21 protein-coding genes are annotated in these 25,621 nt (G+C 73.0%); 13 read left to right on the plus strand and 8 right to left on the minus strand.

Annotated elements, in window-relative coordinates:
• The first annotated feature begins 285 nt into the window (after window positions 1-285).
• Window positions 286-1,614, plus strand: coding sequence for an MFS transporter (locus ACT2CW_RS17350; RefSeq protein WP_445517375.1), 1,329 nt, complete (start codon window positions 286-288; stop codon window positions 1,612-1,614).
• Between the two features lie 286 nt (window positions 1,615-1,900).
• Here ACT2CW_RS17350 and ACT2CW_RS17355 read toward each other — a convergent pair whose 3' ends face one another.
• Window positions 1,901-2,125 (minus strand): hypothetical protein, encoded by a 225-nt coding sequence (locus ACT2CW_RS17355; RefSeq protein ID WP_445517376.1) that lies wholly within the window; start codon window positions 2,123-2,125, stop codon window positions 1,901-1,903.
• 72 nt (window positions 2,126-2,197) lie between these two features.
• On the opposite strand from ACT2CW_RS17355, the gene map reads away from it, so the two are divergent.
• A complete protein-coding gene (map, locus tag ACT2CW_RS17360; RefSeq protein ID WP_086883424.1) occupies window positions 2,198-3,055 on the plus strand; it encodes a type I methionyl aminopeptidase in 858 nt (285 codons plus the stop codon).
• A 148-nt stretch (window positions 3,056-3,203) separates the two neighbouring features.
• Window positions 3,204-3,848 carry a biliverdin-producing heme oxygenase gene (locus ACT2CW_RS17365; RefSeq protein WP_445517197.1) on the plus strand — a complete coding sequence of 215 codons (645 nt, stop codon included), beginning with the start codon at window positions 3,204-3,206 and terminating at the stop codon, window positions 3,846-3,848.
• A 107-nt stretch (window positions 3,849-3,955) separates the two neighbouring features.
• On the opposite strand, the gene ACT2CW_RS17370 is transcribed toward ACT2CW_RS17365, so the two are convergent.
• A complete protein-coding gene (locus ACT2CW_RS17370) occupies window positions 3,956-5,563 on the minus strand; it encodes an HtaA domain-containing protein (protein WP_445517198.1) in 1,608 nt (535 codons plus the stop codon).
• 81 nt (window positions 5,564-5,644) lie between these two features.
• Window positions 5,645-7,114: an HtaA domain-containing protein gene (locus ACT2CW_RS17375; protein WP_445517199.1), complete on the minus strand. Its 1,470-nt coding sequence runs from the start codon at window positions 7,112-7,114 to the stop codon at window positions 5,645-5,647.
• A 126-nt stretch (window positions 7,115-7,240) separates the two neighbouring features.
• On the opposite strand from ACT2CW_RS17375, the gene ACT2CW_RS17380 reads away from it, so the two are divergent.
• From ACT2CW_RS17380 to ACT2CW_RS17410, 7 genes are all read left to right on the plus strand, one after another.
• Complete coding sequence (locus ACT2CW_RS17380) at window positions 7,241-8,344, plus strand: heme/hemin ABC transporter substrate-binding protein (RefSeq protein WP_445517200.1); 1,104 nt, start codon at window positions 7,241-7,243, stop codon at window positions 8,342-8,344.
• On the plus strand, window positions 8,341-9,687 hold the full coding sequence (locus ACT2CW_RS17385) for an iron chelate uptake ABC transporter family permease subunit (RefSeq protein WP_445517201.1): 1,347 nt from the start codon (window positions 8,341-8,343) through the stop codon (window positions 9,685-9,687). Before ACT2CW_RS17380 ends, ACT2CW_RS17385 begins: the two co-directional genes overlap by 4 nt.
• A complete protein-coding gene (locus ACT2CW_RS17390) occupies window positions 9,684-10,619 on the plus strand; it encodes a heme ABC transporter ATP-binding protein (protein WP_445517202.1) in 936 nt (311 codons plus the stop codon). Before ACT2CW_RS17385 ends, ACT2CW_RS17390 begins: the two co-directional genes overlap by 4 nt.
• A 194-nt stretch (window positions 10,620-10,813) precedes the next feature.
• The gene (gene efeO, locus ACT2CW_RS17395; protein ID WP_445517203.1) at window positions 10,814-11,950 is read left to right on the plus strand and encodes an iron uptake system protein EfeO; all 1,137 of its coding nucleotides are present in this window, start codon (window positions 10,814-10,816) and stop codon (window positions 11,948-11,950) included.
• An 11-nt stretch (window positions 11,951-11,961) separates the two neighbouring features.
• Window positions 11,962-13,221 carry an iron uptake transporter deferrochelatase/peroxidase subunit gene (gene efeB / locus ACT2CW_RS17400; protein WP_164436323.1) on the plus strand — a complete coding sequence of 420 codons (1,260 nt, stop codon included), beginning with the start codon at window positions 11,962-11,964 and terminating at the stop codon, window positions 13,219-13,221.
• Window positions 13,222-13,337: 116 nt separating this feature from the next.
• On the plus strand, window positions 13,338-14,315 hold the full coding sequence (gene efeU, locus ACT2CW_RS17405) for an iron uptake transporter permease EfeU (RefSeq protein WP_445517204.1): 978 nt from the start codon (window positions 13,338-13,340) through the stop codon (window positions 14,313-14,315).
• Entirely contained in the window at window positions 14,266-15,171 is a 906-nt protein-coding gene (locus ACT2CW_RS17410; protein ID WP_164436319.1) for a hypothetical protein, read from the plus strand. Before efeU ends, ACT2CW_RS17410 begins: the two co-directional genes overlap by 50 nt.
• A gap of 114 nt (window positions 15,172-15,285) precedes the next feature.
• On the opposite strand, the gene ACT2CW_RS17415 is transcribed toward ACT2CW_RS17410, so the two are convergent.
• The gene (locus ACT2CW_RS17415) at window positions 15,286-16,020 is read right to left on the minus strand and encodes a bifunctional DNA primase/polymerase (protein WP_138910970.1); all 735 of its coding nucleotides are present in this window, start codon (window positions 16,018-16,020) and stop codon (window positions 15,286-15,288) included.
• A 169-nt stretch (window positions 16,021-16,189) separates the two neighbouring features.
• Between ACT2CW_RS17415 and ACT2CW_RS17420 the strand changes: the two genes are divergently transcribed.
• Together ACT2CW_RS17420 and ACT2CW_RS17425 are read left to right on the plus strand one after the other, a co-directional pair.
• Window positions 16,190-17,107 carry a glycerophosphodiester phosphodiesterase gene (locus ACT2CW_RS17420; protein WP_445517205.1) on the plus strand — a complete coding sequence of 306 codons (918 nt, stop codon included), beginning with the start codon at window positions 16,190-16,192 and terminating at the stop codon, window positions 17,105-17,107.
• A gap of 305 nt (window positions 17,108-17,412) precedes the next feature.
• Window positions 17,413-18,429 carry a small ribosomal subunit Rsm22 family protein gene (locus ACT2CW_RS17425; protein WP_445517206.1) on the plus strand — a complete coding sequence of 339 codons (1,017 nt, stop codon included), beginning with the start codon at window positions 17,413-17,415 and terminating at the stop codon, window positions 18,427-18,429.
• Window positions 18,430-18,856: 427 nt separating this feature from the next.
• Here ACT2CW_RS17425 and ACT2CW_RS17430 read toward each other — a convergent pair whose 3' ends face one another.
• The 3 genes from ACT2CW_RS17430 to ACT2CW_RS17440 all read right to left on the minus strand — a co-directional run bounded on the left by ACT2CW_RS17430 (window position 18,857) and on the right by ACT2CW_RS17440 (window position 22,765).
• Window positions 18,857-20,248, minus strand: coding sequence for a cytochrome P450 (locus tag ACT2CW_RS17430; protein ID WP_445517207.1), 1,392 nt, complete (start codon window positions 20,246-20,248; stop codon window positions 18,857-18,859).
• Between the two features lie 121 nt (window positions 20,249-20,369).
• Window positions 20,370-21,425 (minus strand): serine hydrolase domain-containing protein, encoded by a 1,056-nt coding sequence (locus ACT2CW_RS17435; protein ID WP_445517377.1) that lies wholly within the window; start codon window positions 21,423-21,425, stop codon window positions 20,370-20,372.
• 8 nt (window positions 21,426-21,433) lie between these two features.
• On the minus strand, window positions 21,434-22,765 hold the full coding sequence (locus ACT2CW_RS17440) for a multidrug effflux MFS transporter (RefSeq protein WP_445517208.1): 1,332 nt from the start codon (window positions 22,763-22,765) through the stop codon (window positions 21,434-21,436).
• Window positions 22,766-22,856: 91 nt separating this feature from the next.
• Between ACT2CW_RS17440 and ACT2CW_RS17445 the strand changes: the two genes are divergently transcribed.
• The gene (locus ACT2CW_RS17445; RefSeq protein WP_445517209.1) at window positions 22,857-23,864 is read left to right on the plus strand and encodes a Gfo/Idh/MocA family protein; all 1,008 of its coding nucleotides are present in this window, start codon (window positions 22,857-22,859) and stop codon (window positions 23,862-23,864) included.
• 92 nt (window positions 23,865-23,956) lie between these two features.
• Here ACT2CW_RS17445 and ACT2CW_RS17450 read toward each other — a convergent pair whose 3' ends face one another.
• The gene (locus ACT2CW_RS17450; RefSeq protein ID WP_445517210.1) at window positions 23,957-25,579 is read right to left on the minus strand and encodes an alkaline phosphatase D family protein; all 1,623 of its coding nucleotides are present in this window, start codon (window positions 25,577-25,579) and stop codon (window positions 23,957-23,959) included.
• Window positions 25,580-25,621: the final 42 nt, after the last annotated feature.

Below are 25,621 nucleotides of genomic sequence, written 5' to 3' on the forward strand. Positions count from 1 at the left end.
GCGGCGGGCTGGCGAGCGCGCCTTGCGGTGCGGGCTGGTGACGGCGCGATGCGGGCCGTAAGGCGTACACGCCGCCTGTAAGGCACCGCTCGGGTCGTAAGGCGGCCTCCGGCCCATGAGGGCCCGCGCGACCCGTAGGGCTCACACCGCCCGGCACCGCTCGACAGCGCTCGACGGCGTTCGGCACCGCTCGGCCGTGAGGCGGCCACGGCCAGTCGGCGTCCCACGGGCCGTAATTCGGTTGCCCGGCACGAGGACCCGGCCGGACGATGTCGCCTCGTGACGCTGACCGACCAGGACGAGCCTCCGGCGCCCCGCGCGCCGCGCCGCGCACCGCGGCGGGCCCGCGCGCTGCTGCCCGATCTCGCCCCCTGGCACTCCTCCCGCGACTTCCGGCTGCTGTGGACCGCGGGGCTGGTGACCGCCTTCGGCAGCTTCCTGACGATGGTGGCGCTGCCGCTCCAGATCAAGGAGTTGACGGGCTCCGCCGCCGCGGTCGGTGCGATCGGGGCGGTCGAGCTGGTGCCGCTGATCGTCTTCGGGCTGTACGGCGGTGCGCTGGCCGACGCCGTCGACCGGCGGCGGCTGATCCTGCTCACCGAGGCCGGGCTCGGGCTGCTCTCCGCGCTGCTGCTGGTCAACAGCGTGCTGCCGGATCCCATGCTGTGGCCCCTGTATGTGGTGGCCGCGCTGACCAGTGCGCTGACCGGGCTCCAGCGCCCCGCCATCGACGCGGTGGTGGCCCGGATCGTCCCGCACGCCCAGCTGACCGCGGCCGCCGCGCTCAACTCGCTGCGCTGGCAGCTGTCCGCGATCGCGGGGCCCTCGCTCGCCGGGGTCGTCGTGGCGTACGCCGGGCTGCCGCTCGCCTACGGCCTCGATCTGCTGACCTTCGCCGTCTCCGGGCTGCTCGCCCTCCGGCTGGCCTCCGCGCCGCCCGCGCACGACGCCGAGCCGCCGTCGCTGCGCGCGATTGGCGAGGGCGCGCGCTACGCCTGGCGGCGCAAGGAGTTGCTGGGTACGTACGCCGTGGACATGGCCGCCATGTTCTTCGCCTTCCCGAACGCGATCTTCCCCTTCCTCGCCGACGATCTGGACGCGCCCTGGGCGCTGGGCCTGATGTACGCGGCGGGTTCGATCGGCTCGGTGGCGGTCAGCGCGACCAGCGGCTGGACGTCCCGGGTGCACCGCCACGGCCGGATGGTGGTCGCGGGCGCGGCCGTCTGGGGCCTGGCCATGGCCGCGGCCGGTTGGCTGTCCAACGTCTGGCTGGTGCTGCTGTGCCTGGCGGTGGCGGGCGGCGGGGACATGGTCAGCGGGCTGTTCCGCGCCACGCTGTGGAACCAGACGATCCCGGAGCGGCTGCGCGGCCGACTGGCCGGTATCGAGCTGCTCTCCTACGCGACCGGCCCCCAACTGGGCCAGGTCCGGGCCGGGTCGATGGCGGGCTGGGTGGGTGTACGGGCCTCGGTGTGGTCCGGCGGCCTGGCCTGTGTGGCCTCGGTCGGCCTGCTGGCCCTGACACTGCCCCGGCTGATGGCCTACGACGCCCGAACGGACGAACACGCCCGCCAAGCGCGCGAGGCGCGCGAACTCCGCCCCGCCACCGGCTGATCCCCGGGCGCCGCGCCGATTCCCGGCGCCCCCGCCACTCCTCATCGCGCTCGCGCGCCGTCCCCATCGCGCGAGCGGCCCCCTCCGGGGAACCGTAGGGACCGAGACGGCCGGCGACCCGGCACTCCGGGCCGGGCTGCTGCCCCCGGCGCCCCGCACTGGGGGAGCCCTCCGCGCCCGGGGAAAGCCCGCGCCCGCTCACGGCGCCCGGCAAGGCTCCCGGCATCCCGGGAAAGCCGACGGCGCCCGCTCCCGACCCCCGGGGCGCCCCCGTCCCCAGGGCGGCTCAGCCCGTCGCCGGAGGCTCCTCGTCGCGCCAGCGCGGGTCGTTCCGCCACTGCTCGTTGCGTTCGCGCGAGGTCTCGATCGCCCGGGCGGCCTCCTCCGGGGAGGCGTACGGGCCGAGGCGATCGGCGGCGCGGCACTCCGGGCCCTCCTCGACCTTCTGGTGCTTGATGCAGTAGTACCACTCGCCGGGCTTGCCGGCGGTTCCTCTCCTGAACAGCGCCATCCCGGCCCCGACCTTCCGCTCGTACTCCCTTGCGGCCATGCTGCCCCATGCGCCGCCGATACACTCGCTGATATGTCTGGCCAGTCGCTTCTAGTCCCGGGGAAGCTCTCCCCCACCCGCACCGTCCCCGCCTCGATCCCGCGTCCGGAGTACGTCGGGAAGGAGGGCCCCACTCGTTACGACGGGCCCGAGGTCCAGGACGCCGAGACGATCGAGCGCATGCGGATCGCCGGGCGGATCGCCGCGCGGGCGATGGAGGAGGCCGCCAAGCTGATCGCACCGGGGGTCACCACGGACGAGCTGGACCGGGTGGCCCATGAGTACATGTGCGACCACGGCGCGTACCCCTCGACGCTGGGCTACCGCGGGTTCCCCAAGTCGCTGTGCAGCTCGGTCAACGAGGTCATCTGCCACGGCATCCCCGACACCACCGTCCTCAAGGACGGCGACATCGTGAACCTCGACGTCACCGCCTACATCGGCGGGGTGCACGGGGACAACAACGCCACCTATCTGTGCGGCGAGGTGGACGAGGAGTCGCGGCTGCTCGTCGAGCGCACCCGTGAGTCGCTCAACCGCGCGATCAAGGCCGTCAAGCCGGGCCGCCGGATCAACATCATCGGGCGGGTCATCGAGTCGTACGCCAAGCGCTTCGGCTACGGCGTGGTCCGCGACTTCACCGGCCACGGGATCAACACCTCGTTCCACTCCGGCCTGATCGTGCCGCACTACGACAGCCCGCACCACACCACCGAGATCAAGCCGGGGATGACCTTCACCATCGAGCCGATGCTGACGCTCGGCACCCATGAGTACGACATGTGGGAGGACGGCTGGACCGTGGTCACCAAGGACCGCAAGCGGACGGCGCAGTTCGAGCACACACTGGTGGTGACCGAGACCGGGGCGGAGATCCTCACCCTGCCGTAGCGGTCGCAGCGGTTCGAAGACGTCTTGTGCCGGGGCCCGATTCTTCGGCGGCTGTTTTACCGACAGGCTGTCGGGAAAGCATTGACGTAGGCGCCGGTCTCTACTTAGGTAAGCCTAACCTACCCACCTCGGCCCCCGGAGGTCCACCGTGGAGTTCTCCGCCCTGATCCGCAACGCCTCACGGGAAGCGCACTCGGACGTCGGGAGCTCGTCGTTCATGAGCGATCTGCTCGGTGGGCGGCTGGGGGTGGCGGCGTACCGCCGCTATTCCGAGCAGCTGTGGTTCGTCTACCGCGCCCTGGAGTCCCCGGCCGACGCGCTCGCGGCGGACCCCGTGGCGGGCCCGTTCCTCCGGCCGGAGCTGGCCCGGCTGGCCGAGCTGGAGCGCGATCTGGCCCACCTCGGCGGCCCGGACTGGCACGGCGGCCTCACCGCGCTGCCCGCCACGGCGGCGTACGCGGCGCGGGTGGCGGAGTGCGCCCGCGACTGGCCGGCGGGCTATGTGGCCCACCACTACACCCGCTACATGGGCGATCTGTCCGGCGGCCAGATCGTCCGGGACACGGCGGAGAAGACCTGGGGCTTCGACCGTAAGGGCGACGGGGTGCGGTTCTACGTCTTCGAGTCGATAGCCAACCCCGCCGCCTTCAAGCGGGAGTACCGCGCGCTGCTGGACGCGCTGCCGGTGGACGATCTGGAGAAGCAGCGCGTCGTGGAGGAGTGCAAGCGCGCCTACGCGCTGAACGCGGGGATCTTCCGGGAGCTGGCCGAGGAGTTCCGGCTCAGCGCCTGAGCCTCCGCGGAAGCCCGCGCCAAAGCCGGCGCCCAAGCTCGTGCCAAAGCCCGCGCCCACCGGGCAGGAGGGATCGGTGAGCGCGGGCGACCGGTGCGGCGGGTCGGTCAGGACCCGCCGGGTGCCGACGCGTCGGCGCGCCGGCGGGCGGCGGCGAGGACGGCCGCCGTGCCGACCACGGCCATGGCCCCGGCCCCGCTCAGCAGCGCCCCTGTGGGGACGTCCGCGCCGGTGGTGGCGAGGGAGCCGGTGCCGCCCGTGGTGGACCCGCCGGTGACGGCCCCGCCGCCGGTGATGGAGCCTCCGGTGTCCGTACCGTCCGCACCGCCCGTGTCGCCGCCTCCGCCGGTGCTGCCACCGGTGCTGCCACCGCTGCCGCCGGGCAGGTCAGCGTCCTCGTCGAGAGAGACGGCCACGGTGACCGGGTCGAGGGCGTCCCCCGCCGCGTAGAAGCCGCCGAACGCCTTGGCGCCGTCGGCCGTCAGCGCGGCCGGGACATCGGTGAGGGTGATGACCCCGTCCTCGGGCTCGGGGAGGCCGGAGCCCGTCGCGAGATCGGCCACCGTGACGTCGTCGCTCTCGGTGACCTTGCCCGTCTCCCGGTCCTTCGAGGACACATCGGCCACCAACGCGCCCTTGGCGCCCTTGACCTCGACGTTCAGATCGCTGAACTTCAGGTCCAGGGAGCCCTCGTGGCCGGTGAAGCGGACCGCGCCGTCGAACGCCGCGTCGAGCGAGCCCCCGCCCGCGTCGTACGCGCCCTCGCCGTGCGGGAAGCGATAGCCGTCCCCGTGCTCGGCCGCGCCGCCGCTGAGGGTGATCTTCCCCTTGGCGATCGGGCCGGTGACGTAGTCCCGGAAGGACTTCTTCACGCCCCAGTCGAGGTTGCCGTCCACGACCCCGGGCGCGGTGCCGGAGGACTCGCCGGGCGCGTCCGTGGGCCCGGCCGGGGGCCCGGCCGGGGGCCCGGCCGTGGTGCGGGTAGGGGTAGGGGTGGTCGGAGTCGGAGTGGCCGATGGCGAGCGCGTGGGCGTGGGCGTGGCGGTGGGCGTCGGCGGGGTCGCGGTGCCCGGCGTCACCGCGAGCGTCGCCGGGTCCAGCTGCTGCCCCTCCTGGTACATGTCGTTGAACGCCTTGGCGCCCTCGGCGGTGAGCTTCGTCGGGATGTCCGCGAAGGTCATCCGGCCGCCCTCGCCGGTGCCCGGTGTCACCCCGGACAGATCGAGGGTGACGAGGGAGACGTCGTCGCTGGTGGTGCCGGACGAGGTGACATCGGCGGTGATCTCGCCCGAGGTGCCCGCCGTGCGCACTTTGAGGTCGGCGAGGGTGAGGTCGAGCGCCCCGGCGTGGCCGGTGAAGCGCACCTTGCCCTTGAAGGTGGTGTCCACGGCGTGGGTCGAGGTGTCGTACGTGCCCGTGCCGTCGGTGAAGGTGAACGGGCCGTTGTCGGGGGCCTGCCGGGCGCCGTCCGCGACCTCGATCGCGCCGTGGGCTATCGGGCCGGTGACGTACTTCCGGAACCCCTCCTTCACACCCCACTCCAGGGTGCCGTCCTTGAGCTCAAGGCCGGGCGCCGCCGCCGCGGCGTGGGCGGGCAGGACGGTGCCGGCGGCCCCGAGGGCGGCCACGGCGGCGACGGCCGTGGCGAGCGCCAGGGCGCCGCGCGCGGCGGGTCTGCGGGGGCGGGGTGCGGAGGTGGTGGACGGGACGGTCATGGTCGGGTGCCTCCCGGTCGGAGTCCAAACGAGGAATGAGGAGGAATGAGGAGCGGCGAATCAGCAGTTGGGCGGAGTGAGTCAGTCCCGTGGCGCGGCCGCCGCCCGGCGCCGGCGCCACAGCGGTACGAGGACGGCCGCGGCGATCAGCAGCACGCCCCCTGCCCCGGCCGCCACCCATGGCGCGGCGGAGGAGTCCGACGACGAGGAGGCCGCCGCGGACGAGGCGGTGTGCCGGGTTCTCGCCTTGGCGGACCGCTGCGGGGCTGCGGTCGGGGCGTCGCCCAGGTCGGGCAGGGGCGGAAGGGATGCCTTCGCGTCGAGTGCGACCGCGAGCGAGACCGGGTCCATGGCCGTGCCCGCCCTGTAGAGCCCGCCGAACACCTCGGCGCCCCGGGCGGTGAGCGTGGCCGGGACCTCGGTCAGGGCGATCAGGCCCTTCTCGGGGCGCAGTCGGGGCGCCTCGAAGGTGGCCAGGGGCACGGCCTCGGCCGTGGAGCCGTCGCGGGTCACATCCGCCGCCAGCGTGCCGCGCCCGTCCGCGAGGCCTACGGACACCCCGCTCAGCGCGAGGTCGAGATCCTTGCCCCGGAAGCCGATACGGCCCTGGAAGGTGGCCCGGAGGGTGTTCCGCCGCTCGTCGTACGTCCCCTTGCCGCCGGGGAAGCGGAAGAGCGCGCCGCCGTCCTGCGCCCCGTCCGACAGCCGCCACTCCCCCTTGGCCACCGGGCCGGTGACGTACTCGCGGAAGGTGCGGCGGACCCCCCAGTCGACGGCCGCCGTGGTGAAGGCGCCCCGCGGCAGGTCCTTGTCGCGCTCAGCGCTGTCGCTGTCGCTGTCGCTGTCGCCGGGGCCGGGGCCATGGGTCGGCTCGGCGCTCGGCTTCCGCGCGGGCGCGTCCACGGACAGGCTCACCGGATCCAGCTCCGTGCCCGCCATGCAGTACCCCGCGAACGCCTTGGCCCCCTCCGGAGTGAGCTTCGCCGGAAGGTGGTCGAGCACCACCGGCGATCCGCCGCCGCGCATGGTCACCCCGCCGAGGTCGAGGGTGGCCAGCGGCACCTGCCGGGCGCTGGTGACCTTGCCGGTGCCCTTGGCCTTGCCGGTCATGTCGGCGTAAAGGGTGCCGCCGCGGCCTCCGGCGGGGATCCGGACGGTGGGGTGGCCAATGGTGAGGTCCAGTTGGTACGAGCCGTCCGGCTTCCGGTGGCCGAGGAAGCGCACCCCGCCGGAGAAACCCGCCTCGAAGGCGCCGTCGGCCGGGTCGTAGGAGCCGGTGGCGGAGTGGAAGCGGAACTGGTCGCTGCCGACCGTGGCCGCCCCGTCCCGCAGGCTCCAACTCCCCTTCGCGATGGGCCCGGTGACATAGCTCTGGAACGAGGACTTGATGCCCCAGTCCAGGCGCCCGCCCGCGACCGTACGGTCCGCCGCCCGCGCGGCGGGGCCGGTCAGCAGGGTGGCGCAGAGCGTGAGCACGGTGGTGGCAGTCGCGATGAGCACGGCGGACGTACGGACCGGCCGCGATGGCGCTCCTGGTCTCCACGGCAGCATCAGAGGCCCCTTCCCCCTCTAGTGAAGCAAGGCAAGGCTAACCTAAGCTATGCGCCGTCAGGTCGGAACAGCGCGACCAAGGCGGAAGGGCTGAAAGTGGATCAACCGCAGTCGGTGGCTGGGGCGTTGCCCCACAGATCGCGCCGCACTGGGGCGCGCCGTGCCGGGCCGCGCCGCATCGGGCCGCGCCTCGCCGGGCCGCGCCGCGCCAGGTCCCTTGTCGTTCTGCTCCCGGTGCTCGCCGTCCTCGCGGTCACCGGCTGCGGCGGAGGCGCCGGGGGCGGTGAGAGCGGTAAGGACGCCGGTTCGAGGCGTACGGCCGCGGCGGCCGCGGACCGAGTGGAGCCCCTGCGCGCCACGCCGACGCCCCGCCTCCCCGCCACCGTCCGGTCCGCCGACGGCCACCGGGTGACCGTGCGGGACGCGGACCGGATCGTGCCCCTCACCGGCTCGCTCTCCGAGATCGTCTTCACCCTGGGGCTGGGCCGGAACGTCGTCGCCCGCGACATCACCGCCACCTTCGCGCAGGCCGCCGAGCTGCCCGTGGTCACCCGCGCCCATGACGTCTCCGCCGAGAGCGTGCTCTCGCTGAAGCCCAGCGTGGTGCTCGCGGAGACCACCACGGGCCCGGCCGAGGCCATCGGCCAGATACGGGACGCCGGGATTCCGCTGGTGGTCCTGGACCCGCCGAAGCGGCTGTCCGACATCGGCACCCGTATCGACGCGGTGGCCACCGCCCTCGGCGTCCGCGCGGCCGGGGCGGAGCTGCGGGAGCGCACCGACCGCCGTATCGAGGCCGTGCGCAAGGACATCCCCGTGCGCGAGGGCGTCCCCGCCGCCGACCACCGGCCGCGCGTGGCCTTCCTCTACCTCCGCGGCAGCGCCTCGGTCTATCTCCTCGGCGGCCGGGACTCCGGGGCGAGTTCGCTGCTGGAGGCGGCTGGGGCGGTGGACGCGGGCGAGGAGTCCGGGCTGGCGAAGGACTTCACCCCCATCACCAGCGAGGCCCTCGCCAAGGCGGCGCCGGACGCGATCCTCGTGATGACCAAGGGGCTTGAGTCGGTCGGGGGCGTGGACGGGTTGCTGAAGGTGCCGGGGGTCGCCGAGACGCCGGCCGGTATGGACCGGCGGGTCGTCACGGTGGACGACGGGGTGCTGCTCAGCTATGGGCCGCGGACCGATCGGGTGTTGGCGTCCCTGGTTCGGCAGCTTCACGGTACGGGCCGATGACGGTGGAGCGGCCGGTGGCGTCTGGGGAGTGTCCGGTGGATCGGGGCGCCTGCGGCGGGCCACGCGGCGGAGCCGCAGATCGATGCTTCCCCCTCCCCGCCCCTTCCCACAACTGGGGCTCCGCCCCAGACCCCGCTCCTCAAACTCCCCCAGCTACCGCTGGGAGGTGCCCCCTGGAGGGGCTGGAAGGCCAAACGCCGGAGGGGCTGAAGGCGGGGCTTCGCCCCGGACCCCCGGAGTCCGGGAGCGAGACCCCGGAGGCCAGGGGCCAGGCCCCGGGATCCACGAGCGAAGGCCCTGGCGCGCGGTGGACGCCGCGTGGGCGGGCCACGCTCCTCATGACCGTCCTCGCCGTCGCCCTCGTCGGGCTCGCCCTGCTCGCGGCGTCCATCGGTGCGTATGAGATACCGCTGCGGCCACTGCTGGGCTCGCTCCTCCACCGCATCGGTCTGGGTGGCGCCGAGTTGGATCGGGTCGGGGAGAGCGTGCTGTGGAACGTGCGGCTGCCGCGCGTCGTTCTCGCCCTTCTCGTGGGGGCGTCGCTGGGGTGCGCGGGCGCGCTGACGCAGGGGGTGTTCGGCAATCCGCTCGCCGAGCCGGGGGTCGTGGGGATCTCCTCGGGCGCCGCCGTCGGCGCGGTCGGCTCGATCGCCCTGGGTCTGGACGTCTTCGGCAACTGGACGGTGACCGCGTGCGCCTTCCTCGGCGGGCTGCTCACCGCGTTCGTGGTCTACGCGCTGTCACGGTCCGGCGGCCGTACGGAAGTCGTCACGCTCATCCTCACCGGGATCGCGGTCAACGCCTTCGCGGGCGCGCTCATCGGGCTCGCCGTCTTCCACGCCGACAACGCCCGGATCACCGAGATCACCTTCTGGCAGCTCGGTTCGCTGGCCCAGGCCACCTGGCCCAAGGTGCTGGCCGTGCTGCCGTGCGCGCTCGCGGGTCTGGCCGTCGCGCCGCTGTACGCCCGCAAACTGGACCTGCTCGCGCTGGGCGAGCGACCGGCGCGCCATCTCGGCGTGGACGTCGAGCGGCTGCGCGGGGCGCTGATCCTGGTCGTCGCGCTGCTCACGGCCGCCGCGGTCGCCGTCGCGGGGGTCATCACCTTCGTCGGGCTGCTGGTGCCGCATCTGCTGCGGATGGCGGCCGGTCCGGGCCACCGCTTCCTCGTCCCCGGCAGCGCGCTCACCGGTGCGCTGGTGCTGCTCGCGGCCGACCTCGCGGCGCGTACGGCGGCCCAGCCCGCCGAGTTGCCGCTCGGGGTGCTGACGGCGCTGGTGGGCAGCCCGTTCTTCTTCTGGCTGCTGCGCCGGACCCGGCGCGGGCAGGGGGGCTGGGCATGAGCACCGTAAGGAGCGCACGGCGGCTGTTCGCCGCCCGCGCCCGGCGGCTCCCCGGCCCCGTCCCCCTCGGCGCCGTGGTCGCGGAAGCCGAGGGGCTCGCGGTGCGGCTGGGGGCCCGTACCGTACTGGCCGAGGCCGAGCTGACGGTCCGCGCCGGGGAGGTGCTCGCGCTCGTGGGCCCGAACGGCGCGGGCAAGTCCACGCTGCTGGCGGCCCTCGCCGCCGATCTGCCCGCCGCGTCCGGCACGGTCCGCCTCGACGGGCGGCCGGTGGCCGCGTGGACACCGGGCGAGCTGGCGCTGCGCCGGGCCGTGCTGCCCCAGACCGCCACCCTCTCCTTCCCGTTCACGGTCGAGGATGTCGTACGGATGGGCCGGGCGCCCTGGGCGGGCACGGCCGCCGAGGACGAGGACGAGGCGGCCGTGGCGGACGCGATGGCCCGGACCGAGGTCGCCGAGTTCGCCGCGCGGCCGTTCTCCGCGCTCTCCGGCGGGGAGCGGGCCCGGGTGGCGCTCGCCCGCGTCCTCGCCCAGCGCACCGCGCTGCTGCTGCTCGACGAGCCGACCGCGGCCCTCGATCTGCGCCACCAGGAGCTGGTGCTGAGGGTGTGCCGGGAGCGGGCCGCCGCGGGGGACGCGGTGGTGGCCGTCCTGCACGACCTGTCGCTGGCCGCCGCGTACGCGGACCGGGCCGCCGTGCTGCACGAGGGCCGGATCGCGGCGGAGGGGCCGCCGTCGGAGGTCTTCGACGCCGCGCTGCTGTCCCGGGTCTACCGGCAGCCGGTGGAGGTGATCCCCCATCCGCGCACCGGGGAGCGGATCGTGCTGCCGCTGCGCGACCGGGCGACAGTGTCAAAGGCGACGTCAAAGGCGACACCGATGCCGACGTCGAAGCCGACGTCGAAGTCGGCATCCGACGAGCCGCGCCCTTAAGAGGCCTGCGTCACTCTTCCCGGACTGCGAACCGCATCAAATCAGCCACCTTGGCCAAACCTTTGCCATTCACAGAGCACTCCTTGACCTTACACAGGATCGACACAGGCAAGGCTCAGTTAAGTTAGGGCAGCCTTATCCGCCCGCCGAACGTCCGTCCTGTCCTGCCTGTCCTGATTCCGTCTGGAGCCTGTATGCGAGCCGCTCGCACCCCTGTTGTCGCCGCGATATCGGCACTGACGACGATCACCGCCGTCGCCGGATGCGCCCAGAAGTCCGACGCCGAGGACTCGGACGCCATCCAGGTCACCGCCTCCGACAGCGCGTGCGAGGTCTCCAAGACCTCCTTCCCCGCCGGGCATGTGAAGTTCGCGGTGGAGAACAAGGGCTCCAAGGTCACCGAGGTCTATGTCTACGCCCCGGGCGACCGGATCGTCACCGAGCGCGAGAACATCGGCCCCGGCACCCGCGCCTCGATCAACGCCGAGGTCAAGACCGGTTCGTACGAGATCGCCTGCAAGCCCGGGATGAAGGGCCACGGCATCCGCCAGAAGGTGTCCGCCACCGGCGAGGGCAAGCCCGCCAAGCGCGATCCGAAGCTGGACAAGGCGGTGGCCGCGTACCGGACGTACGCCCAGAAGCAGGCCGATGACACGCTGCCCGCGGTCCAGAAGTTCGCCGACGCGGTCAAGAAGGACGACCTCGAGGGCGCCAAGAAGCTCTACGCCCCCTCGCGCATCGGCTGGGAGCGCACCGAGCCGGTGGCCGAGTCCTTCGGCGATATCGACCCCAAGGTGGATGTGCGCGAGGACGGCCTGGAGAAGGGCCAGAAGTGGACCGGCTGGCACCGGCTGGAGAAGTCGCTGTGGCAGACCAAGAAGATCACCGCGGCCGACCATGACCTCGCCGACCAGCTCGTCAAGGACCTGAAGGACTGGCAGAAGCGCGTCGGCACGGCCGACATCACCCCCACCGGCATGGCCAACGGCGCCAAGGAGCTGCTGGACGAGGTGCAGACCGGCAAGGTCACCGGCGAGGAGGAGCGCTACAGCCACACCGACCTGGTGGACTTCAAGGCCAACGTCGAGGGCGCCGAGACCTCGTACAAGCTGCTCAAGCCGGTGGCCGCCGGACACGACCCGCAGTTGGCCAAGGACCTGGACAAGCAGTTCGCGGCCGTCGGGAAACTGCTGGACAAGTACCGCGAGGGCGACGGCTTCGTGTCGTACGACACCGTCTCGGAGTCCGAGCGCAAGAAGCTGTCCGACGCGGTCAACGCGCTCGCCGAGCCGCTCTCCCGGCTCGCCGCCGCCGTCGTCGTCACCAAGTGAGGGGGCCGGGCATGACCGACGAGGCCAACACCGCTCCCTCCCGCCGGGCGCTGATCGGCTGGGGCGGCGCCGGGCTCGCGCTCGGCGCCGCGGCCGCCGGGGGCACCGTGGCCGCGCTGAGCGGCGACGCGGACGACACCCGGACGGTCGCCGACAGCGGCGCCGCGGTGCCCTTCTACGGGGCGCACCAGGCGGGGATCGCCACCCCGGTGCAGGACCGGCTGCACTTCGCGGCGTTCGACGTCACCACCGACGACCGCGCCGAGCTGATCGCGCTGCTGAAGGAGTGGACGAAGGCGGCGGCCCGGATGACCCAGGGGCACGCGGTGGGCGGCGGCGCGGTGAGCGACCTGGCGGAGGCCCCGCCGGACGACACCGGTGAGGCGCTGGGGCTCAAGGCGTCCCGGCTCACCCTCACCATCGGCTTCGGGCCCACGCTGTTCAAGGACAAGAAGGGCAAGGACCGCTTCGGCATCGCCGACCGCCGCCCCGAGGCGCTGATCGACCTGCCCGCCTTCCCCGGCGACAACCTCGATCCGGCGCGCAGCGACGGCGATCTGTGTGTGCAGGCGTGCGCCGACGACCCGCAGGTGGCCGTGCACGCCATCCGCAACCTGGCCCGGATCGGCATGGGCAAGGTGGCCATCCGCTGGTCGCAGCTGGGCTTCGGCAAGACGTCCTCGACCACGCCGGACGCGCAGACCCCGCGCAACATGATGGGTTTCAAGGACGGCACCCGGAACATCGCGGGCACCGACACCGCCGCCCTGGACAAGCATGTGTGGGTGAGCGGGAAGGCGGGCCCGGCGTGGCTGGCCGGCGGCTCGTACCTGGTGGCGCGCCGCATCCGGATGCACATCGAGACCTGGGACCGCACCTCGCTCAAGGAGCAGGAGGACGTCTTCGGCCGGGACAAGGGCGAGGGCGCGCCGCAGGGCAGACAGCGCGAGCACGACGAGCCCAATCTGAAGGCGATGCTGCCGGACGCCCATGTCCGGCTGGCGCATCCGGACTCCAACGGCGGGGCCCGGATCCTGCGCCGCGGCTACTCCTTCACCGATGGCACGGACGGTCTGGGGCGGCTGGACGCGGGGCTGTTCTTCCTCGCCTACCAGCACGACGTACGGGACGGATTCGTGCCCGTACAGCGGCGGCTGGCGCGGACCGACGCGCTCAACGAGTACATCCAGCACGTGGGTTCGGCGCTCTTCGCCGTCCCGCCGGGCGTCCGGGACGCGGACGACTGGTGGGGCAGAGCGCTGTTCTCCTGACGGACTCCGCCAGGAGCTGCTCTCGTGACGGACTCCTCCAGGAGCTGCTCTCCTGACGGACTCCTCCAGGCCCCCTCGACCTCCTCCAGGAACCCTCGACAAGGAAGGCGAACCCCGTGTTCGGCAATTACCTGATCGGTCTGCGCGAAGGGCTCGAAGCCAGTCTGGTGGTCTGCATCCTGGTCGCCTATCTGGTCAAGACCGGGCGCCGGGAGGCGCTGCGCCCGGTGTGGCTCGGGATCGCCGTCGCGGTGATCCTGAGCATGTCCTTCGGCGCGGCGCTGGAGTTCGGCTCGCAGGAGCTGACCTTCGAGGCGCAGGAGGCGCTGGGCGGCTCGCTGTCGATCCTGTCGGTGGGCCTGGTGACCTGGATGGTGTTCTGGATGCGGCGCACCGCCCGCCATCTGAAGTCCGAGCTGCACAGCAAGCTGGACGCGGCGCTCGCGATGGGCACCGGGGCGCTGGTGGCCACGGCCTTCCTCGCGGTCGGCCGGGAGGGCCTGGAGACCGCGCTGTTCGTGTGGACGGCGGTGCGGGCGAGCAACGACGGTACGGCGGACCCGCTGATCGGCGTGGTCCTGGGCCTGGTCACCGCGGTGGTGCTGGGCTGGCTGTTCTACCGGGGCGCGCTGCGGATCAACCTGGCGAAGTTCTTCACCTGGACCGGTGCGATGCTGGTCGTGGTGGCGGCGGGGGTGCTCGCGTACGGCTTCCACGACCTCCAGGAGGCCGACTGGCTGCCCGGGCTGCACTCGCTGGCCTTCGACATCAGCTCCACCATCGCACCGGACTCCTGGTACGGCACGGTGCTCAAGGGCGTCTTCAACTTCCAGCCGGACCCGACCTGGCTCCAGGTGTGGATGTGGGCGCTCTACCTGGTCCCCACGCTCGCGCTGTTCCTCCGCCCCGGTAGGGTGTCGCCGTCCACAGCAGCCCCCACGAATCGGGAGCCGGAGCCCCATGACACGCAGGTCGCCCCGTCGGCAGCTGGCAGTTCCGACCGCAGCGGTGGTACTGACGCTGGGGATGACACTCACGGGGTGCATGACGGTGCACGGCGAGCGGGAGAACATTCCGTCGGTGGACAAGGCTGAGGCGCCCAAGGCGCTCAAGCAGTTCACCGACACGTACAACAAGGCGTACCGGGAGCTGGATCCGGCGCTGGCGAGCCAGGTGGAGACGGGCCCGCTGGAGGCCATCACCACGGCCGACCTCAAGGCCCAGCACGCGAGTTCGCCCCAGGGCAACCCCAAGTACCCGTCGCTTGAGCTGTCCGACGTCACCTACCGCATCCCCAAGCAGGTGGGCTGGCCAAAGTTCTTCGTCGCGGACACCGACAGCAACCGCGACGACAACCGCTGGCTGTTCGTCTTCACCCGTGGCGGGGCGGACGAGCCGTGGAAGGCCGCGTATCTGTCGATCCTCAGCCAGGACGAGGTGCCGGACTTCGCGACCGACAAGGACGGCTGGGCCAAACCGGTCCGGGCCGCGGGGCCGGCCCCGAAGCTGGCCACCCGGCCGGACAAGCTGAGCGCGGAGTACGCCGACTACCTGATGACGGGCAAGGGCTCGGTCTTCGCCGACGGCCAGTCCACGTCGGGGCTGCGGGACACCCGGAAGAAGTACCTGCGCACGCCGAAGTTCTGGACCGAGTACATCGACAGCCCGGCGCAGGGCGCGCAGGACGCCCCGGTGGGGCTGCGCACCTCGGACGGCGGGGCGATCGTCTTCTTCACCTCGCACCACCGGCAGAAGCAGACCATGGCGAAGGGGTTCCGGCCCAACCCGGATCCGCAGATCAAGGCGCTGATGACGGGGGAGGCGAAACGGGCGGTGACGCTGACGAGGATCGCGGAGTCGGCGGTACGGGTCCCGGCGAAGGACGCGGCAGACCCGAAGGTGGTCTTCCTGAACCGCCTGGAGGGCGTAACCGCCGCGAAGGGCGAATGAGGACAGTTGTGGGCAATCGTTCCTCCCCCAGCTACCGCTGGGAGGTGCCCCCTGGCGGAACGGGTGGGCACAACCCACCCACCGAGCCGCACCCGACAACGAGACCCCAGGGCCCTACCGCCCCATGGGCCAAGCAGCAGCCTGATCCTGATCTTCGCCCGCGAAGCGGGCACACGCATCGGTGAGCGCCTCAAGCAGCGTCAAGGGATCCGGCAGCGCCCGCTCCGGCCCGAGCACCCACCCCACACGCCCGTCCCCGGGCAACCGCGCGGGCGGCACCAGCACATAGCTCCCCCGGCAATGCCACCGCAGCCCCGGATGCTCATCCATCGTCTCCGGATGACAGTCCAGCTCACACGGCCACCACTCGTCCTCGTCGTCGGGCGTACCCCGCGTGGCCGTGAAGAACAGCATCCGGCCCTGCTGGAGATCGCCACTGCTCGTGGCCACGGGCCCGACCTCGACCTCGGCCGCCCCCAGCCGCTCCAGGGCCAGCCGCCCCGCGTCCGCGGGCACGTCGAGCACATCGTGGACGATTCCGGTGGCGGTGATGAAGTTGGCCTGGGGATCGGCGCGCAGCCACTGCGCGACCTTGTCCGGGTCCGTCGTCGCCTGGGTCTGCCAGGCGAACGAGACGGGGTGCCGGGCCGGGGTGGGGCAGCCGATGCGGTCGCAGGAGCAGCCGTAGCCGGAGGGGTGCGCGGCCGGCGCGAGCGGGAATCCCGCCGCCGCGGCGGCCATGAGCAGGTCCTCGCGGACGCCTCCGGCGCCCGCTCCCGTCCCCTGGTCGCCGCCCGCTCCGCTCCTCGGCCGGCGCAGCCACTGGGAGAACCTGCCTTTGCGTTCCATCTACCGCCTCGCTTCACCGCCGGTGCCGACGGTGCCGCCGGTACCCGATCAATGCTGCCACCATCCTGCTCCGGAAGTGGCCGGTGTCCGCATCCGGGGTGGGTGAGAGCACCCCGACCGGGTGTCGATATCAGGACATAACGGATGTCACGCACCTAGCGTTCCCTATATGATCAGCAGGCATTTTCTGACCGCCGTCCTGGTGCTCGGCCTCTCCATACCGGCGGCCGTCGCGGCCCATCCCACCGCTCGTCCGTCCGTACGACGCCTCATACCCCCGTCGGCCGCCGAACCGGCGTCGGCGCGCCTCGGCCTCCGGCCCGCGCTCACGACGCCGTCGTCCCGTAAGCCCGCCGTCGTCTACACCGCGCACCGCGGTGGCGCCCTGGAAGTGCCCGAGAACAGCATGTCCGGGCTGGCCGCCGCCTTCAGCAGACATGACGTCCAGGTCCTGGACTTCGACAGCCGCATGCTGGCGGACGGCACGCTCGTGGTGATGCACGACGCGACGCTGGACCGCACCACCGACCGGACCGGGCCCGTACGGGCCCTGACCACCGCCCAGTGGCGGGACGTCCGGCTGCGCCCCGATCCCGCCCTGCGCGGCACCTGGCGGCCCGAGCGGCCACCGACCGTCGCCGAGGTGCTGGACCGGTTCGGCGGCCGGATCACCTTGATGGTCGAGGCCAAGGACCCGGAGAGCCTGCCGCGGCTGGCGAGGATGATCCGCGACCGGGGGCTGGTCCACTCCGTCTACGTCAACAGCAACCGCCCCGAGGTGGCCCGCGAGGCCCACCGCAAGGGGCTGCTCACCCAGCTGTGGCGGTCCGCCCGGCAGATGCGCACCGACACCCCGCACGACTGGCGCGGGGTCGTCGATCTGCTGGACGTCGACTACCGGGCGCGCGACAAGGACGTACGGCGGGCCGTCGCCTCCGGGATACCGCGAGTGTGGGCGCACACCGTGGACACCCCGGCCGAGCGGGACCGAATGCTGCGGCTGGGTTGCGACGGCATCATCACGGACGCGCCGGGACGGCTGATCTCCACACCCGTACGCATGCCGCGGGCGCTCAGCGGGGGGTGAGCGAGGCCGGACCACGCGTCCCCGCCCGGGCGGGGGGTGGCCCTGGGGGGATGCGGACCGCGCGGGAGGTTCCCGCCTGAGGTGGCGTGGCCGACCTAGGGCACAGCGGACCCAGCGAGAGGCCCGGCCCAGACGGCGAGTGCAGCCCCCGAGGGCAGCGGACCCCGCGAGAGGCCCCCAGCCCAGACGGCGGGCCCCCGTGAGCAGCGGACCCCGCGGGAGGCCCCCGGCCCCGGTCCGGGCCCAGGCGGTGGCCCCCTGCCCAGGCGCCGAAGGGGCCCCCTCCCGCCGGTAGAATTCGCCGAATGCACGCCCCCGACGCCGCACCCACCGACGAGACGCCCCACACCGCGCTCGCCGGGCTCCTCGACGGTCTGCCGCCCCGGCAGGCGGCCCAGGCGGTCGACCGGCTGATCGGCCACTACCGGGGGCGCACCCCGACCGACGCGCCCGTGTTGCGCGACCGCTCCGACGTCGCCGCGTACGCCGCGTACCGGATGCCCGCGACCTTCGAGGCCGTGCGCGCCGCCCTCGACGCCTTCCGCGCCCGTACGCCCGAGTGGGCCCCGGCCACGCACATCGACATCGGCGGCGGTACGGGCGCGGCCAGTTGGGCGGTGGCCGCCACCTGGCCGCGGGCCGGGCACACCACCACGGTCCTGGACTGGGCCGAGCCCGCTCTGGCCCTCGGCCGCGAACTGGCCCGGCAGGCGCCCTCCGAGTCGCTGCGCACCGCCCACTGGCAGCGCCGGGCCATCGGCGACGGCCTCGCACTGCCGGACGGGACCGACCTGGTGACCGTCAGCTATGTGCTGGGCGAGCTGACCGAGGCCGACCGGCACGCCGTCGTGGCCGAGGCGGCGCGCGCGGCGCAGGCCGTGGTGCTGATCGAACCGGGCACCCCGGAGGGCTATCTGCGGATCCGCGAGGCCCGGGACCGGCTGCTGGCGGCCGGGCTGCGGATCGTCGCCCCCTGCCCGCACGGCGCGTCCTGCCCGATCGAACCCGGCGCCGACTGGTGCCACTTCGCCACCCGGGTCCGCCGCTCCTCCCTCCACCGGCGGGTCAAGGGCGGTTCGCTGCCGTACGAGGACGAGAAGTTCAGCTATGTCGCGGCCGTACGGTTCGACGCGACGCCCGCCGGGGCGCGGGTGGTGCGCCGCCCGCAGATCCGCAAGGGCCAGGTGCTGCTGGACCTGTGCGCACCCGAGGAGGGCCTGGGGCGCACCACGGTGACCAAGCGTCAGGGGCCGCTGTACCGGGCCGCCCGCGATGTCGCCTGGGGCGACGTCTGGCCGCCCGAGGAGGCGCCACCCCGCTAGACGCTCCGCCGGAACCCTGCCGTGCCGTCGATCGTCCGCGGCGCCATCATGGCTGGTCGCGCCCACGCGGCGGAGCCGCACATCGACACAGCCCCGCGCCCCTTCGGGGCACGCTCCTACGGGGTGTCCGGGCGGATCTTTCCCCTCCCCGCCCCTTCCCGTTACCAGGGGCTCCGCCCCTGGACCCCGGGGTCTGGGACGCGGCGGAGCCGTCTATCGAAGCTCAGCCCGCCGCAAGCGCCACACCCCGCCGAACACCACCCGGCCCCGCAGCCGGTGCGGAGGGGCTTCCCCTCCCCGCCCCGCCGCCAGGGGCCCAGGGTCTGGGACGGGGTCCCACCACGCGGCGGAGTCGGAGATCGATGCTTCGGGAAGGGGCGGGTAGGGGAACAGCCCGCCGCAGGCGTCACCGGCCGTCGGGCGCCCCCTAACCCGCGGCCGGGGCCGGGGCCGGGGCCGGGGTGAAGGTGACCGGGAGGGAGACCAGGCAGCGGTACCAGAGGGAGTCCATCCACTGGAGCTCATCGGGCTCGACCGCCAGCTCCAGGTCCGGCACCCGGTCCAGCAGCACCTCGATCGCCGTCTCCGAGATGATCTTGCCCAGGTCCGGCGCGCCCGCCGGACATCCGTAGTCGCCGCCGGTGAAGGACACATACGCGTTGTTCCCGGCGTACCCCGCCCCCGCGTCGGGCCACAGCAGCGGGTCCGCGTTGGCGGCGGCGAGGCCGAGGACGAGGAGGTCGCCGGCGCGGATGCGCTGGCCGCCGAGCGTGGTGTCCCGGGTGGCGAAGCGGCCGATGACGTTCTGGAGCGGGGAGTCCGCCCACAGCACCTCGTTCATGGCCTCGCCGATGCTGCGGCGGTTGCCCGCGAGGGTCATGGTGAACCGGTCGTCGGTGAGCATCAGCCGGACGGTGTTGCCGATCCAGTAGGACGTGGCGGGCATGCCCGCGGCGATCATCACCATCAGGTCCCCGACGAGTTGCTCGTCGGTGAGGTCCGGGGAGTTCTGGATGAACCGGGAGGTGACGTCCGGGCCCGGCTCCTCGCGCTTGGCCGCCACCAGCCGCTGCACCACCTCGGCGGCCCGCTGCTGGGCCGCCATGGCCTCGTCGTTGGAGAGCAGGGAGACGGTCACCGCCTCCGCCATGTACTCCAGCTGGTCCTCGGGCAGGCCGAACATCTGGCCCATGGCGAGGGCGGGCACCGAGTAGACGTAGTCGAAGACCAGGTCCGCCTTGCCGCTGCCGACGAACTTGTCGATCAGCGAGTCGGCGAAGCGCTCGCAGTGCCGGCGCAGTTCGAAGGGGTCGACGGAGGCGAGGGCGTCGCTGACGGCCGCCGAGCGCCGCCGGTGCTCGTCCCCCTCGGTGAAGTGGATCATGGGGCTGTGGGCCACCCAGGGCATGAGGGGCCAGTCGGACGGCACCTCGTCCCAGCGGTTCCAGCGCCGCGAGTCGCGGCCGTAGGTCTGGACGTCGGTGACGACCTGGCGTATCTCGCGATAGCCGAGGACGAGCCAGGCGGGGACGTCGGACTCCAGCAGGACCGGGGCCACCTGCCCGTGGTCGCGCCGCATCCGCTCGTAGCTCTCGGCGGGATTCCGCAGGTATCGCTCCCCGTACAGCAGCGCGGGGCCGGCGTAGGAGGGGTCGGCGTGGGCGGGGCCGGTGTAGGAGGGGTCGGCGTGCGCGGGGCAGCCGGGGGGCGCGGCCGCCGGGTCCGGGTCGCCGGGCGCGTCCTCCGCGCCCGGTGGGTCCTGAGGGGCCAGAGGGGCCGGAGAGTCCTGCGGGTCCTGCGGGTCCTGGAGGTTCGTCACAGCGGTCTTCCTCATGGCGGTGGAGCAGCGCGGCCGTCCGGGGGTACACGGCAGTTGCACAGGCTAACCAAGCGCACGGATCAGGCCAACTGTCCGGACACCGCCCGCTGGTGAGGGCACATCAGTCGAGGGCGCGGACCAGCGCCGTGGCCGCCGCCGCGCGGGGCGCGCTGTCACCGGGGCGGCGGCGCGGATGCACGGTCGTGGCGAGCAGCACCAGATAGGCGCCACGGGCCCGGTCCACCACCAGGCTGGTCCCGGTGAACCCGGTGTGCCCCGCCGCGCCCCGCCCCGCCAACTCCCCCATGAACCACGGCTGGTCGACCTCGAAGCCCAGCCCCGGCGCGGTCAGCATCAGCTCGGTGGACTCCGCCGACAGCACGGGCCCGCCACCGGCCAGCAGCGCCCGGCACAGCACGGCCAGGTCCCCGGCGGTCGAGAAGAGCCCGGCGTGTCCCGCGACCCCGCCCAGCGCCCAGGCGTTCTCGTCGTGCACCACGCCCCGCAGCATCCCCCGGTCCAGCTTGCCCCAGGGCCGCCGCTGGTCCTCGGTGGCAGCGATCCGGGGCAGCCAGGAGGCGGGCGGGTTGAAGCGGGTGTCGGCCATGCCCAGCGGGCCGGTGACAGTCTCCTGGACGAGCCGGTCGAGCGGCTGCCCCGCCGAACGCTCCACCACGCGCTGGAGCAGCAGGAAGTTGAGGTCCGAGTAGCGGCGGGCGGTGCCGGGCGGGGTGGCCGGCGGCTCGGCCGCGAGCCGGGCCAGCGCCCGCTCCCGCCCGTCCTCCTCGTACAGCGGCAGTTCGGGGATCAGCCCGGAGGTGTGGGTGAGCAGCTGCCGCACCGTGATGTCGTGCGCGGCGGCGGCCGTGCACTCCGGGGCGTACGCGGCGACCCGCCCGTCCAGCGCGATCAGCCCGCGCTCGACGGCCCGCAGCGCCACGATCGTGGTGCACAGCTTGGTGAGCGAGGCGAGGTCGAATACGGTGTCGCGGCGCACCGGCACCCACCGCTCGCGCGGCAGCTCCACGCCCCGGTCGGCCCTCTCGTCGTACGCCGCGTAACGCACCGCCCAGCCGAAGCACTCCTCGGCCAGCGGGCCGGAGCCGGTCCCGGCGGCCAGCGCCACCCCGGAACACCAAGGGCGCTCCCCCTCGGGAAGCGCCCTGACGGTCTCCAGCAGCCGGGTCAGACCACGGTCACGCTGTGCTTCGTACGTCGCTGCCACGGACGGCAGAGTCCCATGAAACAGGCCATGGCCGCGAGCGCGCAGACCAGCTGGACGACGGCCATCGGCACCGCCGTGGTCTCGCCCGCGATCCCCACCAGCGGGGAGGCGACCGCGCCCAGCAGGAAGGTGGAGGTGCCCAGCAGCGCGGAGGCGGAACCGGCGGCGTGCGGGGTGCGCATCAGCGCCGAGGCGTTGGTGTTGGGCATGGCCAGACCCATCGACGACATCAGCACGAACAGGCAGGCCGCGACCGGCTCCAGACCGGCCTCGCCGAAGACCCCGGCGGAGAGGGCCAGCAGCGCGGTCGCCGCGAGGGCGATCAGCGTCAGCGCCACGGCCAGCACCTTGTCCATGTTGACCCGGCCGACGAGCACCCGGCCGTTGATCTGGCCCATGCCGATGAGGCCGATCGAGTTGAGCCCGAAGAGGAGGCTGAAGGTCTGCGGCGAGGCGCCGTAGATCTCCTGGACGACGAAGGACGAACCGGAGACATAGGCGAAGAGGGCGGCGAAGGCGAAGCTGCCCGCGAGCATGTAGCCGGCGAAGACGCGGTCGGCGAGCAGCCCGCGCATCGTACGGAGCGTCTGGCCGAGCCCGCCGTCCTGGCGGCGCTCAGCGGGCAGGGTCTCGCCCAGGAAGCGCCAGACGACGAGGGTGAGCAGGGCGCCGATCACGGTGAGGACGACGAAGACGCCGCGCCAGTCGGTGAAGCGCAGGATCTGCCCGCCGATGACGGGCGCGGCGATGGGCGCGACGCCGGAGATCAGCATGAGGGTGGAGAAGAAGCGGGCCATCGCGACGCCGTCGTACAGGTCGCGGACGACGGCACGGGCGATCACGATCCCGGCCGACCCGGCGAGCCCCTGGAGCAGTCGGAAGCCGATGAGCAGCCCGGCGGTGGGCGCGAAGGCGCAGATGGCGGTGGCGATGACGTAGATCACCATGCCGATGAGGAGGGGACGGCGGCGGCCCCACTTGTCGCTCATCGGGCCGACGACGAGCTGGCCGAGCGCCATGCCCATCAGGCAGGCGGTGAGGGTGAGCTGGGCGGTGGCGGCGGAGCTGTGGAGCGCGTCGGTGACCTCCGGCAGGGCCGGGAGGTACATGTCCATCGAGAGGGCGGGGAGAGCGGTGAGCCCGCCGAGGACGAAGGTGACGAGGAGGCTCGTACGGCGCCGCGCGGTGAGCCCGGGAGAGGCGGCAGCGGAGGTGAGGGAGGCTTCGGGGGACGGGGTTCCGGGCAGGTCGGCCCGGGTGGGAGCGGCGGCCGGTTGGCCGGGCTGCTGCATGCGTACCTTCCATGAGTCGTTGATACGTTTCTATGTTCTCAGCGATTCGAATGGACTCGAACCTCTGGGGACAGGGGAGAACGGGGTCGGGATGGCCGGGACGAGCGGGTCGGGCACCGTGCGGTGGGGGATTCTGGCGACCGGTGGGATCGCCGCCTCGTTCGTCACGGATCTGCTGGAGATGGAGGACGCGCAGGTCATGGCGGTCGGCTCGCGCCGGCCGGAGTCGGCGAAGCGGTTCGCGGAGCGGTTCGGGATACCCCGCGCCTACGGCGGCTGGGAGGAGCTGGCCGCCGATGACGACATCGATGTGATCTATGTCGCCACTCCGCACTCGGCCCATCGGGCGGCGGCCGGGCTGTGTCTGGAGGCGGGGCGTGCGGTGCTGTGCGAGAAGCCGTTCACGCTCAATGTCCGCGAGGCCGAGGAGCTGGTGGACCTCGCCCGGGCCCGGGGCCGCTTCCTGATGGAGGCGATGTGGACGTACTGCGATCCGGTCGTTCGCCGGATGACCGTGCTGATCCACGACGGCGCGATCGGCGAGGTCCGGGCGGTCCACGCGGACTTCGGGCTGCCCGGCCCGTTTCCCGAGGACCACCGGCTGCGCGATCCGGCGCTGGGCGGCGGCGCCCTGCTGGACCTCGGCGTCTATCCGGTCTCCTTCGCCCAGCTGCTGCTCGGCGAGCCGGACGAGGTACGGGCGGTGGGGCAGCTCTCCCCCGAGGGCGTGGATGTGAACACGGGCCTGGCGCTGGGCTGGGACAGCGGGGCGGTGGCGCTGCTGTCCTGCTCGATCACCGCCGATACGCCGATGACGGCGGCGGTGACGGGCACGGCGGGGCGGATCGAGTTCCCGCGCGGCTTCTTCCACCCCGAGCGGTTCGTACTGCACCGGCCCGGCCGCGATCCGGAGGAGATCACGGCGGCGGACGGGCTGCGCTCCTACCAGCGGGAGGCGGCGGAGGTGATGCGCGCGCTGCGCGCGGGCGAGACGGAGTCCCCGCTGGTGCCGCTGGACGGCACGCTGGCGGTGATGCGGACGCTGGACGCGGCGCGGGAGCGGCTGGGGGTGCGGTATCCGGGAGAGGGAGAGGGATAGGCAACGGACGAGGCGTGAGCGGGGCGGGCCGGTGACGAGGCGTGAGCGGGGCGGGCCCGGCGCATGGGGTGCGCGCCGGACCCGCCCGCCCGTCAGACCTGCTTCAGGCCGGGGTTCCCGGCCTCGCTGACGAACGACGCCGCCGTGGTGAGCGGCGCGCCCTGGGTCGTGACCGCGGAGACCGTCTTGTAGTCGGCCCGTGCCCGCTCCTCGTCCAGCGAGACCGTCACATAGCCACGCCGGCCGTTGTAGAACTTCATATGCGGGTTCGCGGCCATGTAGGTGGCCCAGTTGTCGGGCTTGTCGGCGCCGTCCTTGCCGCTGCTGACGGAGGTGCCGACGAACTCCACGCCCAGGGTCCGGGAGCCCGGGTCGTCGAAGTCCTTCTTGATGTCGAAGGCGTAGTGCACATGGACATCGCCGGTCAGGACGACGAAGTTGTCCAGGCCCGCCTTCTCGACACCGGCCAGGATCCGCTCCCGGGAGGCGGGGTAGCCGTCCCAGGAGTCCATGGAGAGCTTGGAGCGCGCGGCCGTGGTGTTCTTCCGCTGGGAGAAGGTGACCTGCTGCGGCAGCACGTTCCAGGTGGCGGTGGAGCGCTGGAAGCCGTCGAGCAGCCAGCGCTCCTGGGTGGTGCCGGTGAGGGTGCGCGAGGGGTCCTCGGACTCCGGGCCCGGGTACTGCCAGCCGTCGCCGTACGCCTGGTTGGAGCGGTACTGGCGGGTGTCGAGGATGTCGAACTGGGCCAGCTTGCCGTAGTGGAAGCGGCGGTAGAGCTGCATGTCGGCGCCGCTCGGCTGCTGCGGCATCCGCAGCGGCATGTTCTCCCAGTACGCCCGGTAGGCGGCCGCCCGGCGGATCAGGAACTCGTCCGACGGGCCGCCGTTCTCGTCGATGTCGCCCGCGTAGTTGTTCTCGGTCTCGTGGTCGTCCCAGGTGACGTACCAGGGGAAGGCGGCGTGGGCGGCCTGGAGGTCCTCGTCGGACTTGTAGAGCGCGTAGCGCAGCCGGTAGTCCCCGAGCGTCATGGTCTCCTTGTTGAACACCGCGGGGAGGGTGCGGTCGGTGTAGTTGCGGGCGCCGCCCGCGGCGTTGACCGCGTACTCGTACTGGTAGTCGCCGACGTGGAAGACGGCGTCCAGGTCCTCCTGCGCCAGGTGGCGGTAGGCGGTGAAGTAGCCGTCGTGGTACGCCTGGCAGGACACCAGGCCGAAGCGGACCTCCTGGACCTTGGCGCCCAGGGCGGGGGTGGTGCGGGTGCGGCCCACCGGGCTGGTCCAGTTCCCGGCCTTGAAGCGGTACCAGTAGACGCGGCCCGGCTCGAGCCCCTTGGCGTCCACGTGCACCGTGTAGTTGAACTCGGCGTGCGCGGTGACGGTGCCCCGGCGGGCGACGCGGCCGAACTTCTCGTCGCGGGCGATCTCCCACTCGACCTTGACGGTGCCCTGTTCGGGCAGCCCGTTGCCCGGCTCGTAGGGGCGGGGCGCCAGCCTGGTCCACAGCACGACGGCGTCGGGCAGCGGGTCGCCGGAGGCCACGCCGAGCGTGAACGGGTTGTCGGCGAGCGCGTGCGGCGACACCTGCGCGGCGTGGGCGCTGGGCAGGTTGGTGGTGAAGGCGAGCGCGGCGGCGGCCCCCGTCACGGTGAGGAAGCGGCGGCGTCCCAACGTTGCGGCCGCGGCTCGTATGGCGCGCTGGTGCGAGTCGTGTGCCATGTGCTCTCCCCTGGCTCGTGGCGTCAGAGGAATTGGAGTGTC

The organism is Streptomyces sp. NEAU-174 (genome assembly GCF_052665095.1).

Excerpts from the sequence above, each read along its gene's own strand:
- ACT2CW_RS17355 (WP_445517376.1), bottom strand. The coding sequence starts at position 2,125 with ATGGCGCTGTTCAGGAGAGGAACCGCCGGCAAGCCCGGCGAGTGGTAC.
- map (WP_086883424.1), top strand. The coding sequence starts at position 2,198 with ATGTCTGGCCAGTCGCTTCTAGTCCCGGGGAAGCTCTCCCCCACCCGC.
- ACT2CW_RS17370 (WP_445517198.1), bottom strand. The coding sequence starts at position 5,563 with ATGACCGTCCCGTCCACCACCTCCGCACCCCGCCCCCGCAGACCCGCC.
- ACT2CW_RS17375 (WP_445517199.1), bottom strand. The coding sequence starts at position 7,114 with ATGCTGCCGTGGAGACCAGGAGCGCCATCGCGGCCGGTCCGTACGTCC.
- ACT2CW_RS17385 (WP_445517201.1), top strand. The coding sequence starts at position 8,341 with ATGACGGTGGAGCGGCCGGTGGCGTCTGGGGAGTGTCCGGTGGATCGG.
- ACT2CW_RS17390 (WP_445517202.1), top strand. The coding sequence starts at position 9,684 with ATGAGCACCGTAAGGAGCGCACGGCGGCTGTTCGCCGCCCGCGCCCGG.
- efeO (WP_445517203.1), top strand. The coding sequence starts at position 10,814 with ATGCGAGCCGCTCGCACCCCTGTTGTCGCCGCGATATCGGCACTGACG.
- efeB (WP_164436323.1), top strand. The coding sequence starts at position 11,962 with ATGACCGACGAGGCCAACACCGCTCCCTCCCGCCGGGCGCTGATCGGC.
- ACT2CW_RS17410 (WP_164436319.1), top strand. The coding sequence starts at position 14,266 with ATGACGGTGCACGGCGAGCGGGAGAACATTCCGTCGGTGGACAAGGCT.
- ACT2CW_RS17415 (WP_138910970.1), bottom strand. The coding sequence starts at position 16,020 with ATGGAACGCAAAGGCAGGTTCTCCCAGTGGCTGCGCCGGCCGAGGAGC.
- ACT2CW_RS17420 (WP_445517205.1), top strand. The coding sequence starts at position 16,190 with ATGATCAGCAGGCATTTTCTGACCGCCGTCCTGGTGCTCGGCCTCTCC.
- ACT2CW_RS17425 (WP_445517206.1), top strand. The coding sequence starts at position 17,413 with ATGCACGCCCCCGACGCCGCACCCACCGACGAGACGCCCCACACCGCG.
- ACT2CW_RS17440 (WP_445517208.1), bottom strand. The coding sequence starts at position 22,765 with ATGCAGCAGCCCGGCCAACCGGCCGCCGCTCCCACCCGGGCCGACCTG.
- ACT2CW_RS17445 (WP_445517209.1), top strand. The coding sequence starts at position 22,857 with ATGGCCGGGACGAGCGGGTCGGGCACCGTGCGGTGGGGGATTCTGGCG.
- ACT2CW_RS17450 (WP_445517210.1), bottom strand. The coding sequence starts at position 25,579 with ATGGCACACGACTCGCACCAGCGCGCCATACGAGCCGCGGCCGCAACG.